Origin of the sequence: Falsigemmobacter intermedius, assembly GCF_004054105.1 — a bacterium.
Taxonomy (GTDB): Bacteria; Pseudomonadota; Alphaproteobacteria; order Rhodobacterales; family Rhodobacteraceae; genus Wagnerdoeblera; species Wagnerdoeblera intermedia.
This window is the reverse complement of sequence record NZ_SBLC01000026.1, coordinates 1-18,611: the sequence shown is the minus strand read 5'-3', so window position 1 is coordinate 18,611 and position 18,611 is coordinate 1. Positions and strand designations below refer to the sequence as shown.

17 protein-coding genes are annotated in these 18,611 nt (G+C 62.1%); 11 read left to right on the top strand and 6 right to left on the bottom strand.

The genetic code is table 11. The annotated features are described in order from the left end of the window. Positions 1–40: 40 nt before the first annotated feature. The 4 genes from EP867_RS14690 to EP867_RS14675 all read left to right on the top strand — a co-directional run bounded on the left by EP867_RS14690 (position 41) and on the right by EP867_RS14675 (position 4,434). Positions 41–1,672: a benzoate-CoA ligase family protein gene (locus EP867_RS14690; RefSeq protein WP_128490243.1), complete on the top strand. Its 1,632-nt coding sequence runs from the start codon at positions 41–43 to the stop codon at positions 1,670–1,672. A gap of 91 nt (positions 1,673–1,763) precedes the next feature. Next, complete coding sequence (gene accD / locus EP867_RS14685; RefSeq protein WP_128490242.1) at positions 1,764–2,684, top strand: acetyl-CoA carboxylase, carboxyltransferase subunit beta; 921 nt, start codon at positions 1,764–1,766, stop codon at positions 2,682–2,684. Positions 2,685–2,758: 74 nt separating this feature from the next. Then, positions 2,759–4,036, top strand: coding sequence for a bifunctional folylpolyglutamate synthase/dihydrofolate synthase (locus tag EP867_RS14680; protein ID WP_128490241.1), 1,278 nt, complete (start codon positions 2,759–2,761; stop codon positions 4,034–4,036). A 41-nt stretch (positions 4,037–4,077) separates the two neighbouring features. Continuing rightward, entirely contained in the window at positions 4,078–4,434 is a 357-nt protein-coding gene (locus EP867_RS14675) for a DUF2794 domain-containing protein (protein WP_128490240.1), read from the top strand. Here EP867_RS14675 and EP867_RS14670 read toward each other — a convergent pair. From EP867_RS14670 to hslO, 3 genes are read right to left on the bottom strand one after another with little or no spacing between them, the layout of a single operon-like run. Continuing rightward, complete coding sequence (locus EP867_RS14670; RefSeq protein WP_128490239.1) at positions 4,431–5,567, bottom strand: CCA tRNA nucleotidyltransferase; 1,137 nt, start codon at positions 5,565–5,567, stop codon at positions 4,431–4,433. The genes EP867_RS14675 and EP867_RS14670 overlap by 4 nt on opposite strands. Beyond that, positions 5,564–6,160, bottom strand: a complete 597-nt coding sequence (locus EP867_RS14665) for a CoA pyrophosphatase (RefSeq protein WP_241656925.1) — start codon at positions 6,158–6,160, stop codon at positions 5,564–5,566. The genes EP867_RS14670 and EP867_RS14665 overlap by 4 nt, the downstream gene beginning before the upstream one ends. Then, entirely contained in the window at positions 6,153–7,142 is a 990-nt protein-coding gene (gene hslO / locus EP867_RS14660; protein ID WP_128490237.1) for an Hsp33 family molecular chaperone HslO, read from the bottom strand. The genes EP867_RS14665 and hslO overlap by 8 nt, the downstream gene beginning before the upstream one ends. A gap of 90 nt (positions 7,143–7,232) precedes the next feature. Between hslO and EP867_RS14655 the strand changes: the two genes are divergently transcribed. Next, complete coding sequence (locus EP867_RS14655) at positions 7,233–7,697, top strand: NUDIX hydrolase (protein ID WP_128490236.1); 465 nt, start codon at positions 7,233–7,235, stop codon at positions 7,695–7,697. Here EP867_RS14655 and EP867_RS14650 read toward each other — a convergent pair. After that, the gene (locus EP867_RS14650; protein WP_128490235.1) at positions 7,650–8,918 is read right to left on the bottom strand and encodes a PP2C family protein-serine/threonine phosphatase; all 1,269 of its coding nucleotides are present in this window, start codon (positions 8,916–8,918) and stop codon (positions 7,650–7,652) included. The two genes, EP867_RS14655 and EP867_RS14650, sit on opposite strands and share 48 nt — an antisense overlap. 146 nt (positions 8,919–9,064) lie before the next feature. Between EP867_RS14650 and EP867_RS14645 the strand changes: the two genes are divergently transcribed. Further along, on the top strand, positions 9,065–9,430 hold the full coding sequence (locus tag EP867_RS14645) for an Hpt domain-containing protein (RefSeq protein ID WP_128490234.1): 366 nt from the start codon (positions 9,065–9,067) through the stop codon (positions 9,428–9,430). Here the strand turns inward: EP867_RS14645 and ilvA are convergent. Beyond that, a complete protein-coding gene (gene ilvA, locus EP867_RS14640) occupies positions 9,393–10,640 on the bottom strand; it encodes a threonine ammonia-lyase IlvA (RefSeq protein ID WP_128490233.1) in 1,248 nt (415 codons plus the stop codon). The two genes, EP867_RS14645 and ilvA, sit on opposite strands and share 38 nt — an antisense overlap. 180 nt (positions 10,641–10,820) lie before the next feature. On the opposite strand from ilvA, the gene EP867_RS14635 reads away from it, so the two are divergent. The 5 genes from EP867_RS14635 to EP867_RS14615 all read left to right on the top strand — a co-directional run bounded on the left by EP867_RS14635 (position 10,821) and on the right by EP867_RS14615 (position 16,739). Continuing rightward, positions 10,821–12,056 carry an argininosuccinate synthase gene (locus tag EP867_RS14635; protein WP_174722337.1) on the top strand — a complete coding sequence of 412 codons (1,236 nt, stop codon included), beginning with the start codon at positions 10,821–10,823 and terminating at the stop codon, positions 12,054–12,056. A 150-nt stretch (positions 12,057–12,206) separates the two neighbouring features. Further along, positions 12,207–12,443 carry a BolA/IbaG family iron-sulfur metabolism protein gene (locus EP867_RS14630; RefSeq protein WP_128490231.1) on the top strand — a complete coding sequence of 79 codons (237 nt, stop codon included), beginning with the start codon at positions 12,207–12,209 and terminating at the stop codon, positions 12,441–12,443. A gap of 104 nt (positions 12,444–12,547) precedes the next feature. Then, positions 12,548–12,907, top strand: coding sequence for a Grx4 family monothiol glutaredoxin (gene grxD / locus EP867_RS14625; RefSeq protein ID WP_128490230.1), 360 nt, complete (start codon positions 12,548–12,550; stop codon positions 12,905–12,907). A gap of 218 nt (positions 12,908–13,125) precedes the next feature. Next, a complete protein-coding gene (rnr, locus tag EP867_RS14620) occupies positions 13,126–15,393 on the top strand; it encodes a ribonuclease R (protein ID WP_128490229.1) in 2,268 nt (755 codons plus the stop codon). A gap of 83 nt (positions 15,394–15,476) precedes the next feature. Further along, the gene (locus EP867_RS14615) at positions 15,477–16,739 is read left to right on the top strand and encodes a lytic murein transglycosylase (RefSeq protein ID WP_128490228.1); all 1,263 of its coding nucleotides are present in this window, start codon (positions 15,477–15,479) and stop codon (positions 16,737–16,739) included. A 69-nt stretch (positions 16,740–16,808) separates the two neighbouring features. Here EP867_RS14615 and EP867_RS14610 read toward each other — a convergent pair whose 3' ends face one another. Next, on the bottom strand, positions 16,809–17,861 hold the full coding sequence (locus EP867_RS14610) for a LacI family DNA-binding transcriptional regulator (RefSeq protein WP_128490227.1): 1,053 nt from the start codon (positions 17,859–17,861) through the stop codon (positions 16,809–16,811). Positions 17,862–18,611: the final 750 nt, after the last annotated feature.

Below are 18,611 nucleotides of genomic sequence, written 5' to 3'. Positions count from 1 at the left end.
AAAAGGGCCCGTCAGAGGCCCGCACCACAGGGATACCGGAATGTCTGCAACAGCCCTCGGCCCCTCGGGCCATCTTGATACCTTCACCCGGGATAACCTTCCCGCTCCCGCCCTCTGGCCGGAACTGCCCCAGGGCAGCCTTGCCTATCCCGAGTGGCTGAATGCGGGCGAAGAGATGACCACCCGTATGGTGGAACGCGGCTTTGGCGATCACACCGCGCTGATCGGCAACGGGCGGCGGCGCACCTATAAAGAGCTGACCGACTGGACCAGCCGCATCGCCCATGTGCTGGTCGAAGATCTGGGGCTGAAACCCGGCAACCGGGTGCTGATCCGCTCGGCCAATAACCCGGCCATGGTGGCCTGCTGGCTGGCCGCGACGCGGGCGGGGGCGGTGGTGGTGAACTCGATGCCGATGTTGCGGGCGGGGGAACTGGCGCAGATCGTTGATAAGGCAGAGATCACCCACGCGCTTTGCGACAGCCGCCTGATGGAGGAAATGCAGGCCTGCGCCGCCACCTCAAAATTCCTGCGCCATGTGGTGGCCTTCGACGGCACCGCCAGCCATGAGGCCGAGCTTGACCGCCTGGCCCTTGATAAACCTGTGAAATTTGAGCCCGTCCCCACGGGGCGTGATGATGTGGCGCTGCTGGCCTTCACCTCGGGTACCACCGGTGCTCCCAAGGCCACGATGCATTTTCACCGCGATCTTCTGGCGATTGCGGATCTTTACGCCAAAGAGGTGCTGGATGTTCAGCCCTCTGACGTCTTTATCGGCTCGCCGCCGCTGGCCTTTACCTTTGGGCTCGGGGGGCTTGCGGTCTTTCCGCTGCGCTTCGGGGCCACCGCCTGCCTGCTGGAGACGGCCTCTCCGCAGAATATGATTGAGATCATACAGAAATATAAGGCGACCGTCTGCTTCACCGCGCCCACGGCCTACCGCGTCATGCTGCGCGCCATGGCGGAAGGGGCGGATCTTTCCTCGCTTCGCGCCGCCGTCAGCGCCGGGGAAACCCTGCCCGCGCCGGTCTATGAGGAATGGATCCAACGCACCGGAAAACCGATGCTCGACGGGATCGGCGCGACCGAGATGCTGCATATCTTCATCTCAAACCGCTTCACCGACCACCGCCCGGGCTGCACCGGCAAACCCGTCACCGGCTATGAGGCAAAGATCGTCGATGAGGCCGGTAATGAACTGCCGCGCGGCGAGACGGGGCGGCTTGCGGTGCGCGGCCCGACGGGCTGCCGCTACCTCGCAGATGACCGGCAGAAGAAATACGTCCTTAAGGGCTGGAATCTGACGGGCGACAGCTTCCGCCAGGACGAAGAGGGCTATTTCCACTTCGGCGCCCGCTCGGACGATATGATTATCTCGGCGGGCTATAACATCGCAGGCCCCGAGGTGGAGGCGGCTTTGCTGAAACATCCCTCCGTTGCCGAATGCGCCGTGATTGCCGAGCCGGACACCGAGCGCGGACAGATCGTCTCAGCCTTCGTGGTCTGCGCGGAAGGGCAGGAGCCGGGCGATCTTTTGTGCAAAACCCTGCAGGAGCACGTAAAAGCCTCCATCGCCCCCTATAAATACCCCCGCCGCATCCGCTTTGTGCCCGCGCTGCCGAAGACCGCGACGGGCAAAATTCAGCGGTTCCGCCTGAAGGACCTGATCTGATCCGCCCATCTTGCGCCAATTCTCGGGGCCTGATTGCAAATCCGGCCCTGACACCTTATTTGCGGGGTTCAGCCGGCGGCAGGGGACAAATATGAACTGGATCACCAATTACGTCCGACCCAAAATCAACTCGCTTTTCTCGCGGCGCGAAATGCCCGAGAACCTCTGGACCAAGTGCCCGGAGTGCGGGACGATGCTGTTCCACCGGGAACTGGCTGACAATCTGAACGTCTGCAGCAACTGCGACCACCACATGGCGATCAAGCCGCGCGACCGTTTTGCGGCGCTGTTTGACGGCGGCATCTTCCTTGAAGTGAAGGTGCCCGAGCCGATCGTGGACCCGCTACAATTCCGCGACCAGAAGAAATACCCTGACCGCATGAAAGCGGCCCAGAAATCCACCGGCGAGAAAGAAGCCATGCTGGTGGCCGAAGGCGAAATCCTGCGCACCCCCGTTGTCGCCTGCGCCCAGGACTTCAGCTTCATGGGCGGCTCGATGGGCATGTATGTCGGCAATGCGTTCATCGCGGGCGCTCAGCGCGCGGTAGAGCTTGGCCGCCCCTTCGTGGTCTTTTCAGCCGCTGGCGGCGCGCGCATGCAGGAAGGCATCCTCTCGCTGATGCAGATGCCGCGCACGACCGTTGCGATCCAGATGCTGAAGGAAGCCAATCTGCCCTATATCGTCGTGCTGACCCACCCGACCACCGGTGGCGTCACCGCATCCTACGCGATGCTGGGCGATGTGCAGATTGCAGAACCCAATGCGCTGATCTGCTTTGCAGGACCGCGCGTCATCGAACAGACCATCCGCGAAAAGCTGCCTGAGGGCTTCCAGCGTGCGGAATATCTGCTCGATCACGGCATGCTGGACCGCGTGACCCACCGTAAGGAACTGCGCACGGAACTGGCGACCATTCTGCGCATGCTCACCGGTCAGTCCTCGCCGGTGCATGGCGATCTGGCTCCGGCGGAAGCGGCTGAAGCGCCCGCCGCCGCTGAGCCGCAGGCCTGAGCCGTCGCGCCTTCGCTGCCTCTTCCGGCCATCCGTTCGCGGGTGGCCTTTTCTCTGTCTGACGGATCATTGCCATGAGCCAGTCCCCCGCTTCTGACGAACTTCTTGCCCGGCTGATGTCGCTGCACCCCAAGGTGATCGACCTGTCGCTCGACCGCATACAGGTGCTGCTCGACAAGCTGGGCAATCCTGAGCGTCGCCTGCCGCCGGTGATCCATCTCGCCGGGACCAATGGCAAAGGCTCGACCCAGGCGATGATCCGGGCGGGGCTTGAGGCGGCCGGCAAAAAGGTGCACGCCTATACCTCGCCGCATCTGGCGCGCTTTCATGAGCGCATCCGGGTGGCGGGCGAGCTGATCTCAGAACCTGAACTCGCCGAGCTCTTGGCGGAAGTGGAGCGGGTGAACGCAGGTGATCCGATCACCTTCTTTGAGATCACCACCTGCACCGGCTTTCTGGCCTTCTCGCGCATCCCGGCGGATTATCTGCTGCTGGAGGTGGGTCTTGGCGGGCGGTTCGATGCGACCAATGTGATCGCAGATCCGGCGCTTTGCGTGATCACCCCGGTCTCGCTCGATCATCAGATGTATCTGGGCGACACCGTCGGGCTGATCGCCACCGAAAAAGCGGGAATCCTGAAGCGCCGCGTGCCGGCCGTAATCGGCCCGCAGACCTCTGAGGGACTTGAGGCGATTGAGGCGGTGGCCGAGCGCCTGCATGCGCCGCTGATGGTCGCCAACCGTGACTGGCAGTCCTGGTCTGAGCGCGGCCGCCTGATCTATCAGGATGAGCGCGGGCTTCTGGATCTGCCGCTGCCGAACCTGCCCGGCCCGCATCAGATTGAAAACGCAGGCGCGGCCATCGCGGCGCTGCGCCACCTTGGCTTTGATGAAGCGGCCTGCGAAGCGGCTGTCACCAAAGCCTTCTGGCCCGCGCGTATGCAGCGGCTGAAAACCGGCCCGCTGGTCGATCTGGCGGCGGGGGCTGAGCTTTGGCTTGACGGTGGTCACAACCCGGCGGCGGGCATCGCGCTGGCAGGCACCCTTGCGGCGCTGCCGAAACGGCCCACTCATGCGATCTGCGGCATGCTGAACACCAAGGATATCGGGGGCTTCCTGCGCCCGCTGGCCCCGCATCTGAGCAGCCTTCACGCGGTCTCGATCCCCGGGGAAACGGCCACGCTGGACGCATCTGAGACCGCTGCCGCCGCCCGCGCTGAGGGCATTGAGGCGCTTGAGGCGGAAAGCGTCACGGACGCGCTGCGCGATATCCTGGCGCAGGACCCGAGCGCCCGGGTGGTGATCTGCGGCTCGCTTTATCTGGCGGGTAATATCCTGCGCGAAAACGGCTGAGGGCTTGCACAGCGGGGCGGGCGGGCTAAGCTGAGGGCACCATGAGTGCTGAAAGCCCGCTCCCCTTCTCCGCCCCGCAGTCCCCTGCCCCTGAGCGGGTGGCCTTTGACCGCCACGAACTGGGGCAGATCCTCTCGCTCTACGGCCGCTTCGTTGCTGCGGGCGAATGGCGCGATTATGCGCTGAACATGATGCGCGAAGTGGCGGTATTTTCCGTCTTTCGCCGCGCCGCCGAAGTGCCGCTCTACCGGATTGAGAAGCGCCCGAAGCTGCGGGCAAAGCAGGGGCAATATGCGGTCATCAGCCAGGATGGGGTCATCCTGCGTCGCGGCCACGACCTGCCGCAGGTGCTGAGGGTGCTGGAGCGCAAACTGATCCGCGCCGTCGACGCCGGTTAAAGCAGCTCTTCGCGGCTGAGACGGAAACCCGAGGCGATGAACCGCGCCTCGCGCTCGCGCAGCGCCTGACCCAGAGCCGGACCCTGAAAACGATCCGCCAGATCCGCCGCCCGGATCGGGAAAACCGCCTCCGCCCCTGCCGCGATCTGCGCCTCAAGACCCTCCGGCAAGGGCTGGCCCATCACAGCCTGCAGGGCCAGTTGCGCCTGGCGCGCCACGCCCGCGCCATAACGATAGGCCGCTTCCGCAGGCGTCAGCCCCATCGCCCCTGTCAGGCCCTCTGCCGCCTTCACTTCTGCCCGCGACAGCCGCAGCGCGGAGCCGGGGTCTTCGCCCCCCAGAACGACCAGACGGGTCAGCCATTCCGGAGCGCTTTGCGCCTCAAGATGCACCAGAACTGCCACGGATTTCGCATCGGCTCCGGGCAAAACCTGCTGCAGGACGCCCGCAGCCTGCATCTGCGCCAGCGCAGGAGCAGGATCCGGCGCGGCCAGCAGGCGGCGCATCTCCGCACCGATCCGCTCACGCGAAATGGCGCCAAGCCCCTCAGCCCCTTCAGAAATCGCCGCCAGAGCCTCCGGATCGGACCCGTGTTCGGGGTCGGCATACCAGGCTGAAAAGCGAAAATACCGCAGGATCCTCAGATAATCCTCAGCAATCCGCGCGGCCGGCTCTCCGACAAAGCGCAGACGCCGCGCCAGCGCATCCGCAATGCCGCTGCCCAGCGGGTCAATAACCTCACCCGCCGCATCGGCATAAAGCGCGTTCATCGTAAAATCGCGCCGCGCCGCATCTTCGTGAATGTCTTTGGAAAAAGCGACCGTCGCATGGCGGCCGTCGGTCTCGACATCGCTGCGGAAGGTGGTGATCTCAAAGGGTGTGCCCTGGACCAGAACGGTCACCGTGCCATGCTCGATCCCCGTCGGGATGACTTTCAGACCGACGGTCCCGGCGATCCGCGTCACCTCATCCGGCGTGGCGGCTGAGCAGAGGTCAAGATCCGCCACCGCTGCGCCGATCAGCGCATTGCGCACACAGCCCCCGACGAAGAAAAGTTGCACGCCCTCTGCCTCAAAAACCTGAAAAAGCTTTTGCGTTTCAGCGGCCTGCAGCCAGTCTCCGGTGATTTTCATCGCGCATTCACTGCCGTTGCAAGGGCAAAGAGCATCCGCGCCGTTGCGCCCCAGATATAATAGGGGCCCCATGGCACAGCGTAATATTTTCGCCATTCTCCCTGCCAGATCCGCCGCTCAACCCGGTAGCGGCTGAGATCGGTCAGATGAGAGAAAGGCACTGAGAACACCTCCGCCACCTCTCCCGGCTCCGGGGCGGGGCGAAAGTCAGGGGCAATGGTCGCCAGAACCGGCGTGACCGAATAGCCCGTCACGGTTTCATGCCCCGGCATCTGGCCGATAATCTCAACGAGTTCCGGCGAAAGTCCCACTTCTTCCTGCGCTTCGCGCAAAGCCGCAGCAGTCGCATCCGCATCCGAGGGGTCCAGCTTGCCGCCCGGAAAGGCGATCTGCCCGGCGTGATGGCGCAGGGCCGCCGAGCGACGCGTCAGAACGACCGACAGCCCGCCGCGCCCCTGTTGCAATCCGATCAGAACCGCCGCCGCACGCAAAGGAACCCCGGGCGATTGCCGCCCGGGGTTAAGATCATAATCCGATGTCGCCTGGTTTACGGCGGCTAAAGCCGCCTGCAGACGCGCCCGCGGATCATTCAACGGCAGCGTCCCCGCGACCTTCGAAGCCGACAGTCGCCGGATCAAGCACATAATGTGCGCCGCAGAACTGACAATCAGCCGTCACGGTACCCTCTTCGGTGGTCATATGGGCGATGTCTTTCGCCGAATAGATCGACAGGCTGTTGCGCACCTTCTCTTCCGAGCAGGAGCAGCCAAAGACGATCGGCTGGCGGTCGTAAATCCGCGGCGATTCCTCATGGAAGAGGCGATAGAGCAGTCGGTCCGGGGTCACGTTCGGCCCGATAAGTTCCATCTCTTCCGCGGTCTGCATCAAAACCGTGGCGCGGTTCCAGTGATCCGCATCCTCGCCATGCACCAGATCGGCGGCGGCCAGCAGACCACCCTCTCCCGTCGCGTCTTTCGCGAAGGGCGAGGCTTTGGGCATATGCTGGATCATCACACCACCGGCGCGCCACCCCTCGCTGCGGCCCGGAAGCTGCGAACGGCCGTAGGACAGTTTGAAATCCGTCGGAATTTGCTCACTTTGCGCAAAATAAGAGGCCGCGCATTCGGCCAGAGATTTCCCGGAAATCGGCGTGATGCCCTGATAGGGCAACATGCCCTCACCCTGGTCGATCAGGATCGCAAAATAGCCCTCTCCGATCTGCGAAAACGGCTCCGCATTCGGGTCGAGGCGATCTTTATCATAGCTGGCATAGGCGCGGATGCGGGCCGGCTGCCCATCCTCGGTCGGGCCGTAGTAATCCGTGGCAACCAGGCGGGCCGCCCCATTGCCGCGCACCTGAAGGCTCAGCTTCCAGCGCAGCTTGATGGTCTGGCCGATCAGCGCGGTCAGCAGGGCAGTCTCTGCCACAAGCGCCTCAATGGCCGGCGGATAGTCATGCTGACCCAGGATCGCGTTCAACGCCCCGTCGAGGCGGGCGACGCGACCGCGCACATCAGCAAGGTCAAGTTGAAACGGCAGGACACTATCGTCCCAGATCGGTTGGGTGCTCGTCATGAGGAGATTCCTTACAGGCTCCGGAACTCCTGGCCCCGGCGCATTCAGGCCCTTATATAGGCGCAAAGACCGCATCGCCAAGAGCCCGCCATGATCCGCCGCTTTGACACTCCGCCGGAAACCGGTCGTCGCTATCGCCTTCGGCCGGGTGCCTATGCCATCCTGGAGCGCGGCGGGCAGATCCTGCTGACCCATCAGGCGACCCCATGGCCGGAATTTCAACTGCCCGGCGGCGGAATTGAACGCGGCGAACACCCCCTGCCCGCGCTGCACCGTGAAGTCCTTGAAGAGACGGGCTGGACGATGACGCTGACGAGGCGTCTTGGCGCGTTCCGGCGTTTCACTTTCATGCCTGAGTATGATCTTTGGGCAGAGAAACTCTGCACGATCTATCTGGCCCGCCCCGCGCTGCGCCAGGGGGAGCCCCGCGAGCCCGGCCACAGCGCGCATTGGATGGCACCGCAAGACGCCGTTCGCGTTCTGAGCAACCCCGGCGATCGCCACTTTCTAAAGCGCATGATGCGATCCACCGCGCCATTCGATCACCGCAAATGACACGTCATCGGCGAAATCGGGGCCGCCGTTATAGCTGACCAGCGCCTGTTCAACGGCCTGTAAAAACGCCTCTCCATTCAGTCCTGCGTGTTTCCTGACAATTTCCATAAGCCTTTCATCTCCCAGCTCTTCGCCCGAAGGCGAGCGACATTCCGTCAGATCGTCTGTCATCAGCATCAGCCGCTCACCCGGCTGCAGGTCAAAGTCTTCAGCCTCCCAACTGGCATTCGCGATCAGGCCCACCGGAAGCCCGCCTGCTCCGGCCCTTTCAACGGAGCCGTCGGTGCGCAAAAGCAGCGGATGGGGATGTCCGGCCTGGACCAGGGCCACGGATCCGCTGCGCAGGTCGATCCCTGCACAGGCCCAGGTGAAATAATGATCGAGCCCCGTAACCTGCAGCAGATGGTTGAGGCCCTCCGTCATCTGCTGCGGGCTAAGCGGCTCCGTCTGCTCCAGGTCCCGGGCATAGAGCACATCCCCCTCAGCAAAGGCCGAGGCAACGATCCCGGAGAGCCGCGCCGCGAGCATGGCCGCCGCGACGCCATGACCGGAGACATCGATGGAAAACACCGCAATATGCCCCCTTCCGCGGGGGATATAGCCCACAAGATCCCCCCCCACATGTCCCGAGGGCCTGAGGCTGAAGCTGACCAGAGCGCCGCCCAGATCCAGATGCCGCCCGCGCACCAGCAACTGTTGCAGACGCCGCGCCTCAGTCAGGTCGCGCTCCAGCGTGGTCCAAAGCCTTCCCACCTCGCTCAGCGCATCTTCCAGCTGTGAATTTTTCATCTGCAACTCGGCCCGCAGATCAAGCTGCCTCTCGCCGGCACGCAGGCGCGCGCGCAATTCCTCTGCATTCACGGGTTTCGTGAGAAAGTCATCAGCCCCCGCCTCAAGTCCTGCCGCAACCTCTTCTTTGCCGGATTTTGACGTGACGAGAATGAAGTAGCCAAAATGAGCGCCTGGCAGACCCCGCCAGGCCCGACAGAACTCCGGCCCCGTCAGGCCCGGCATAACCCAGTCTGAAATGACCAGATCAAACCCCTCGCTCCGGCAGATATCCAGACCCTCACCGCCGGATGCGGCTTCGGTCACCTGATAGCCCCATTTTTCCAGCGAAAGGCGGATCAGACGGCGTTGCGCAGCGCTGTCGTCAACCACGAGAATACGCCGCCCCGCGCCGCGCGGCCCGCCGCATTCCGCCTTTTCGACCTCTGCCATCAACGTCACATCTGCGTCCACTTCTCACTGAAGAGTCCCTGCAGTCTGCCGCGAAGACCTTAACCGAGCGTGAAGAGCCGCGAACTCTTCCGGAAAGAGGATCTTAACCCGAATCGCCTCAGGATGGCATTCGTGGAGAGCGCAACATGCTGAACCTGCAACAGTTGGATGACCTCAGATCGGATGTCGGTGAAGATGGATTTGCCGATCTGATCGCCTTATTTCTGGAAGAAACGGATGGTGTCGTCGCCCGTATGACCGCGCCCGGACCGAAGATGGATCCGGCCGCAGATTTCCACTTTCTGAAAGGCGCCACGCGCAATCTGGGGCTGGAGAGCTTCAGCGCGGTCTGTCACGAAGCTGAACTGGCAGCCGCAGCCGGGCAGCCGACGCCGCTCAGCCCGGCGGATCTGGATGCAGCCTGGCGGGAAAGCCGCATCCGTCTGTTGGCTCAGCTGGGCATGGCCGATCCTGTCAGATCAGAATTTCGGCCAGAGACTCATCATGAGTGATGTCGCGCAGCACGAAGGAGGCCGCTTCAAGGCGGGCCAGAAGCGCCGTGAAATTTTCCGGCTGTTTCGTCTCGATCCCCAGCAGCACGGATCCAAAATTTCGGGCAGACTTCTTCAGATATTCGAAGCGCGCAACGTCATCATCCGGGCCAAGAAGCGAGAGAAACTCCCGCAGGGCGCCGGGCCGCTGCGGCAGACGCAGAATGAAGTATTTCTTTACGCCTTCAAAGCGCATCGAGCGCTCTTTGACCTCTGGCAGGCGCTCAAAGTCAAAGTTGCCGCCCGATGCGACGCAGACCACAGTGCGACCTCGAATCTCATCCCTGAGATCTTTCAAAGCGTCGATCGCCAGCGCTCCGGCCGGCTCAAGAACGATGCCTTCCACGTTCAACATCTCAAGCATTGTGCCGCAGATACGATTCTCTGGCGCGGCAAGAACATGGGCCGGTTCTGCCGCAGCCAGCGCTTTGAAGGTCAGATCCCCGAGCCGCGCCACGGCTGCCCCGTCGACAAAACTATCGACCTGAGAGAGCGTCACCGGCTCTCCGGCAGCGACCGCTGCAGCAAGGCTTTTTCCGCCTTCAGGTTCGACGTAGCGCAGTCCCGTCCGGGGCGCAGCCTCGGCAAAATAGCGGGTCAGCCCGGCAGAGAGCCCGCCCCCGCCCACCGGCACGATCACAAGATCCGGGGCCTGGCCGAGCTGATCCATGATCTCAGCCGCAACCGTGGCCTGGCCCTCAATGACATCCGCATCATCAAAGGGCGACAGAAAGAGCGCGCCCTGACGGGTGCAAAAGGCCTGGGCCGCGGCGAGGGTCTGATCAAAGTAATCGCCCGTCAGAACAATCTCGACATTGCTGCCGCCGAACATGCGCGTCTTATCAATCTTTTGCTGCGGCGTGGTGACCGGCATGAAGATCGTACCCTCAACACCGAAATGACGGCAGGCATAGGCCATCCCCTGCGCATGGTTGCCCGCGCTGGCACAGACGAAACTGCGCATTTCAGGACGGGCCGAGCGGATTTTGCGCATCGCGTTAAAGGCGCCGCGAAGCTTATAGCTGCGCACCGGCGTCAGATCCTCGCGTTTAATCCAGATATCAGCACCATATCTTTGCGAAAGCAGATCGTTACGCTGCAGCGGCGTAATCTCAAAGAGATCACGAAGTGCGGTCATGGCGTCACGGACAGCGGGGGCAAAAGCGGTCATCAAAGGACTCTCAATACAGGCCGGATGGCGCCCCTCTATACCTTTGAGGAAGGAAAGGCGCGTAAAATCTGCACCGATGGGCCAGGCGGCGCCATCACGCCCTTCGAAGGCGGCCTGCAGTGCTTGCCTGGGGGGGAGAATGGGGCTAATCGGAACTCCGCATCCTGGTCCGGGAGATATCTGATGACTGCGCCTAAAAAAGTCGTGCTGGCCTATTCGGGCGGTCTCGACACTTCGATCATCCTTAAGTGGCTGCAAACCGAATACGGTTGCGAAGTGGTCACCTTCACCGCTGACCTCGGTCAGGGCGAAGAGCTGGAGCCGGCGCGTCAGAAAGCGCTGCTGCTCGGGATCAAAGAAGAGAACATTCACATTATCGATCTGCGCGAAGAATTTGTGCGCGATTTCGTGTTCCCGATGTTCCGCGCCAATGCGGTTTATGAAGGCCAGTATCTGCTGGGCACCTCGATCGCACGCCCGCTGATCTCGAAATATCTCGTTGAGCTGGCACAGAAATCCGGTGCGGATGCGGTTGCACACGGCGCAACCGGCAAGGGCAATGACCAGGTTCGTTTTGAACTCGGCGTCGCAGCGCTTGATCCGGCGATCAAAACCATTGCGCCCTGGCGCCTCTGGGATCTGACCTCGCGCACCAAACTTCTGGAATTTGCAGAGGCCAACCAGATTCCGATCGCGAAAGACAAGCGCGGCGAAGCGCCCTTCTCGGTGGATGCAAACCTGCTGCATACCTCGTCCGAAGGTCGTGTACTGGAGAACCCTGCGGACGAATTCCCGGAATACGTTCTGCAGCGCGTTGTTCCGGTTGAGCAGGCCCCTGATGAGGCTGAGATGGTTGAGATCACCTTCGAGAAAGGTGATGCCGTCGCAATCAATGGCGAGGCTATGTCGCCTGCGACCATCCTGACCAAACTCAACGAGCTCGGCGGCAAACATGGTGTCGGCGTTCTGGATCTGGTGGAAAACCGCTTTGTCGGAATGAAATCGCGCGGCGTCTATGAGACCCCCGGCGGCACCATCCTGCTGGAAGCCCACCGCGGCATTGAGCAGATCACACTCGATTCCGGTGCAGGCCACCTGAAGGATTCGATCATGCCGCGCTATGCGGAGCTGATCTACAACGGCTTCTGGTTCTCGCCTGAGCGTGAGGCGCTGCAGGCGCTGATCGACAAGACCCAGGAGCATGTTTCGGGCACCGTGCGTGTGAAGCTTTACAAAGGCTCGGCCCGCACCGTTGCCCGCTGGTCCGAGCATTCGCTGTACTCGGAAAAACACGTGACCTTCGAAGAGGATGCGGGCGCTTATGACCAGCGTGATGCGGCAGGCTTCATTCATCTGAATGCACTGCGTCTTAAGCTGGTCGCGACCCGTAACGCGCGCGTCGCCAAAAAAGACTGATCCGGTCGCTGGCACCGGGGCTCTGCCCCGGACCCCGGAGTATTTCGAAAAAGCCAAAGCGGCGCCTTCGGGCGTCGCTTTGCTTTGCGGGTGACTTGCAGGGGCGCGGAGCCAGCCCTAGATTGAAGCGAAGGTGCGAAGGAGCAGACAATGGCGATTCAGGCCCAGGATATCGAAAATCTTCTGCGGGAAGCTTTCCCGGAGGCGGTGATCACCGTGCAGGGCGATGATGGCGCGCATTTTGCCGCGGAAGTTGTGGATGCTTCGTTCAAAGGTCTGAACCGCGTGCAGCAGCAGCGCCTGGTTTATGCCGCGCTGAAGGGCAAGATGGACGGCCCTGCGGGTGAGTTGCACGCTCTGGCACTGACCACCCGGGCGCCGGAATAATGATCTGGCTTCTGCTGGCCGTCCTTGTCCTCGTCGGGCTGGTGATGGTGGCGCGGCGGTCGAAATAAGATGAAGGCGCGGCCTTCAGCAAAAGGAATGATGAGATGAGCGCTCTGGACCAGATCCGCGAGACGATCGAACAAAATGACGTCGTGCTCTTCATGAAGGGCAATAAGATGATGCCGCAGTGCGGTTTCTCCAGCCGTGTGGCGGGGATTCTGAACTACATGGGCATCGACTATGCCGATGTGAACGTGCTGGCTGATGCGGAAATCCGTCAGGGGATCAAAGACTTCTCTGACTGGCCGACCATTCCGCAGCTCTATGTGAAGGGCGAATTTGTCGGCGGTTGCGACATTGTCACCGAGATGACGCTCTCGGGCGAACTTGACACCCTGCTGGAGAACAGCGGCGTGGCTTTCGACAAAGAAAAGGCGGATCAGATCCGCGCAGCCAACGGCTGAGCCATGCGTGTCCCGGATCTTTCCCCGGGCATCTGCAGGACTCGCGTTATAAAGAGGCGACGGGTGACCGTCGCCTTTTGCATGGCGGCCTCCGTCAGGAGTGCGGCAGGCCCGGCCCCGGCGCTGCGGCAATCTGCACGGGCGTGGTGTCGTGCTCTCCCGAGGGGTCAGGGGCTTTTCAGCATGACCTTTCTGCACTCTCATGATAGGGGCAGCGGATGAAACAGCTTCCGACCCGCCAGGACCTTCTGAAATGGATCGCCGAGAACCCCGGCGAAACCGCAAAACGTGACATCGCCCGTGCCTTTGGCATTAAGGGCGCGGCACGGATTGAACTCAAGCGCATGCTCAAAGAGCTTGCGGATGAAGGGGTTCTTGAAAAGAAAGCCCGCCGCTTTGCGGAGCCGGGGGATCTGCCGCCGATCCAGGTGATTGAGATTGTCGGGCCGGACCGCTCGGGCGATCTTTGGGCGAAGGTGCTGGAATGGCGCGTCGAGGGCGAACCTCCGCGCATTCTGATGCAGACCGGGCGGGATGATCCGGCGGTCGGGCGTGGCGACCGGGTTCTGGCGCGGCTGGAAAAGGTCAGCGGCGAAGAGCATGCCTATGTCGGGCGCATCATCCGCAAACTCGGCCAGACCGCGCAGCGCATCCTTGGGATCTTCCGCCTTGGGGCGGAAGGCGGGCGCATCCTGCCGATCGACAAGGGCGAGGCGAAGGAATGGGCGGTCAGCCGCGATAACACGGCTGACGCGCGCGACGGTGAGCTTGTTGAGGCGGAACTCCTGGGCAAGCGCCAGTCGCTGGGGCTGCCGCGGGCGAAAATTGTTGCGCGTCTGGGCGATCCCGGGGCACCGAAAGCCGTCTCGCTGATCGCGATTCATCAGCATGGCATTCCGGATGTTTTCCCGGATGAGGCTCTGCGTCAGGCCGGGAGCGCAAAGCCCGCGCCTTTGGGCAAACGCGAAGATCTGCGTCATCTCGATCTGGTCACCATTGATCCGGTCGATGCGCGTGACCGCGATGATGCGGTTCTGGCGCTTGCGGATGAGGATCCCTCGAACCCCGGCGGCTTCCGCCTGTGGGTGGCGATTGCCGATGTAGCGCATTATGTGACACCCGGCTCGGCGCTCGACCGTGAAGCGAAAAAGCGCGGCAACTCGACCTATTTCCCCGACCGCGTCGTGCCGATGCTGCCCGATGCGCTTTCGGGCGATCTTTGTTCGCTGCATGAGAATGTGGACCGCGCCTGTATGGCTGTGGAGATGCGGATTGACGCTGAGGGGCGCAAGATTGCGCAGCGCTTTACCCGCGGGCTGATGCGCTCAAAGGCCTCGCTGTCTTATGAGATGGTGCAGGAGGCGATTGACGGGCGGCCGGATGACAAAACGGCACCGCTGCTTGAGACGGTTCTGAAGCCGCTTTACGCCGCCTATGCGGCGCTGAAGCGGGCGCGGGCAGCTCGTCAGCCGCTGGAGCTGGATCTGCCCGAACGTCGCATCATCCTGAGCGATGAGGGCAAGGTGCTTTCGGTCGCGTTCAAAGAGCGCTTTGACGCCCATAAGCTGATCGAAGAATTCATGGTGCTCGCCAATGTGGCGGCCGCCGAAGAGTTGCAGAAGCTGAAGTCGCCGCTGCTGTTCCGCGTCCATGAAGAGCCGGCGCCGGATAAGATCGATGCGCTGCGTGAGACGGCTGTGGCTTCGGGCTTTACCCTGGCGAAGGGGCAGGTGCTGAAGACCGCGCATCTCAATGCGCTGCTGAAGCAGGCCGAGGGCACGGATCATCAGGAGCTGATGAACCTGACCACGCTGCGCTCGATGACCCAGGCCTATTACGGGCCGGACAATCTGGGCCACTTCGGTCTGGCGCTGAAGGATTATGCGCATTTCACCTCACCGATCCGGCGCTATTCGGATCTGATCGTGCACCGCTCGCTGATTAAGGCGCATGGCTGGGGCGATGACGGGCTGAGCCGCGAAGATATTGAGCTGCTGGCTGAGACCGCCAAACAGATCTCAGACAGCGAGCGTCGCTCTATGGCGGCGGAACGCGATACCACCGATCGCTACCTCGCCGCCTGGCTCTCAGACCGGGTGGGGGCTGAGTTTTCGGGCCGCATCTCGGGCGTGCAGAAGTTTGGCCTGTTTGTGCGGCTTGATGAAAGCGGAGCGGATGGTCTGGTGCCGATCCGCGAGGTGGGGCGTGAGTTCTTCCACTATGATCCTGACAGCCAGACGCTGATGGGCGCGGAAACCGGGCTTGAGATCGGCATCGGCGCGCGGGTGACCGTGCGGCTGCGCGAGGCGGCGCCGATTTCGGGCGGGCTGATTCTGGAGCTTCTGAGCATCGACGATCAGAGCCTGCCTTCGGGGCGCGCTTCGCGCGGGCGCAAAGGACCGCGCGGCAAGCCTTATAAAAGCCGCACGCGGCGTGAGGGCGAGAAACCGGCGAAATCCCGCAAGGTGATCCGTACAAGGAAGTGAAACCCGTTGCGGGACTGTGCAGAGCGCTCTTTTGCCGCTAGGTTGCGACAAAAGAGCAGCACCCAGTTACGAACAGGTTTACCATGTACAAAGGTCTCAGATATGCCGGGTTTTTCGCGGCCGTCCTTCTGCCCACCGCCTGCAGCTATGGCGCGCCGGAGCATCTGAGAAACCGCCCGGCGGCCTCGCCTGCCCCGGCCGCGCCGGTGACCCCGGCCAGTGCCGAGCAGCGGGCCGGATTTGAGCGCTGGACCGAGGGCTTCCGCGCCCGCGCCCGCGCCAAGGGGATCTCGGACGGGGTGCTGAGCCGGGCGCTGGCCTCGGCGTCTTACGATCCCGATGTCATCCGGCTGGACCGCCGTCAGGCAGAATTTGCCCGTCCGATCTGGGAATATCTCGATTCTGCCGTCTCAGACACCCGTCTGCGCAATGGCCGCAATGCGCTGGCGCAGCATGGCCGGGCGCTCTCGGCCATTGAGGCGCGCTACGGCGTGCCCAAAGAAGTTGTGGCTGCGGTCTGGGGCATGGAGACGAGCTATGGGGTGAACCGTGGCAAAAAGCAGATCATCTCGTCGCTGGCGACCCTGGCCTATGACGGGCGGCGGGGGGCCTTTTTTGAAGAGCAGCTGATCGCCGCGCTGAAGATCCTTCAGGCCGGGGATACCAGCCCTGAGAATATGCGCGGCTCCTGGGCGGGGGCGATGGGTCACACCCAGTTCATGCCCACGAGCTATCTGAGCTATGCGGTGGATTTCACCGGCGACGGGCGGCGCGATATCTGGTCGGATGACCCGACCGATGCCCTGGCCTCGGCGGCGAATTATCTGAACAAAATGGGCTGGAAGAGTGGTCAGCCCTGGGCGGTTGAGGTCACGGTCCCGGCAGGCTTCCGCGAGGCCGGCAAGTCGATCAAAAAGTCCCCGGCGCAGTGGCAGGCCCAGGGCGTAAGCCCGGTGCGCGGCGGGCGGATTGCGGACTACGGTCCGGCGTCGATCCTGATGCCGGCGGGGGCCAATGGCCCGGCGCTGATGATCTTTGACAACTTCCGCGTGATCTCGCGCTATAACAATGCCGACAGCTATGTGATGGGCATTGGTCTGCTGTCCGACCAGCTCGCGGGCCGGGGGGGGCTGCAGAAGGCATGGCCGCGCAGTGACCGGGCCCTGACCGAATCTGAGCGCAAAGAGATTCAGAGCCGTCTGATGCAGAAGGGCTTTTACCAGGGTGAAATCGACGGGGTGACCGGCTCGGGCACCATGGATGCGGTCCGCGCCTGGCAGTCCTCGGTGGGGCAGACGCCGGATGGCTATGTCAATGAAGCGCTGCTGAAAAAGCTGCGCGGCTGAACGAGAGCGCCGGGGCGGGCTGCCTGCCCGCCCCGGACCCCACCCGGGAGTATTTTCAAAAAGCCAAAATCAGGCGCGGCGGATGGTATCTCCGGGCAGGATCGCAGGCTCAAGCTCAATCACCTGGCGGCTCAGAGCTTTGCCGGAGCGGGCGGCGGTGATGATCTCTGCCGCGCGGCGGCCGATTTCACGACGGCAGCTGTCCATGGTGGCAAGGCGGCGCGGCAGCCCCTGGATCAGATCAATCGCATTGAAGCCCGCAAGACCGATCTCTCCCGGCACATCCATGCCCTGCTCGAGGCAATGCAAAAGCCCGCCTGCGCCGATCATGTCATTTGAGCAATAGATGAAGTCGAGGTCAGGGTGGCTTTTGAGCAGGGCTGCCGTCATTTCGCGGCCCTTTTGCAGAGCTGAGCCGCCGTCGTAGAAATCCCTGGCCTGAACCGCGAGGCCCGCGTCCCGGAGAGCGGCTTCAAAGCCCTCCATCCTTTTGCGCGCGCGGTGGTCATCGGGCATTTTTGTGCCCAGGAAACCAATCCGGCGGTAACCTGCTTTCAGGATTGCCTCTGCCATCCGGCGGCCTGCGAGATCGTGAGAAATGCCCACCATGCTGTCGACCGGCGTGCCGTTGACATCCATGATTTCCACCACCGGGATCCCCGCAGCCGCCAGCATGGCGCGCGAGGCCTCTGAATGCTCCAGCCCCGCGACGATGATCCCCGAGGGGCGCCAGGAGAGCATTTCGTAGAGTACTTCCTCCTCCCGGGCCTGGCTGTAGCGGGTGACACCGATCACCGGCTGCAGGCCACTTTCCTCAAGCACATCCGAGATGCCCTGGAGCACTTCCGGGAAGACCTGGTTGGAGAGGGAGGGGATGACCACGCCGACGAGATTGACCCGCTGGCTGGCGAGGGCACCGGCGATGCGGTTGGGCACATAGCCCAGTTCGCGGGCGGCCAGCAGAACCTTCTGTCGGGTCGGCTCTGAGACATCGCCGCGATTTCTGAGCACGCGGCTGACCGTCATTTCCGAGACACCGGACTTTTCCGAGACATCCCGAAGGGTCAGCGGACGGCGTGGCGGGATCGGCCTTGGCTGACCCTGTTTTGGCTGTTCGGCCATCGTTCACCACTCCCATCACGTCGACGTCCTTTGATTTTAGACGAAAGCGGCAGGCGTGGCAAAGCGCAAGACCGGTTGCATCCGGGGCGATTTTTCGGCATGAGCGAAGGGGATGGCCCCGTGGCTCAACTGGATAGAGCACAAGTATACCCCTAAGGCCTACTAGAGATAAGTTTTTGAAATGAATACAAACACTTACCTCAAGTAACCCTACTAATACTTCAGATCATCTTACTGCGTCTATCGTTTGATCAAGCTACTGCAAGGTAGCATCTTGATACATCAATCAGCTAAGCCCCCACCGAACTTTTAAATAGCTATCGAAGACATCGCTGCAGTAACATTATAGTTAAGAGTCGGGCAGCGGTACCTATATGGTTTGATAATTCGTCAACCAGATCTTCAAATTTATCTCGAGGACAATCGTGTTTTTCCTGTACACAGGTAACTGACTCCGTCTGCTCCACCTCGGGGCGCTTGGAATCAGAGACTTGGGAATAGACTTCAATAGCTTCGGAAACTACGCCAGCTTTAGAAATTGAACGGGACACATGCTTAGAAATTACGGCATCCTCGTAATCTTTATAGAAACTGAGCATACCTGATTTGTACGCGATCCGCTTCGCGGCTCGTAGCTCATTATCAGAAGCACCTAAAGATTTTAGTTCATTCTCTATTAAAGATTTTGCCAAAGAGTTGCGGTGCCGTCACGCCCAGCCTGCGCGCCAGAGCCGAAACATTCACCCCGGG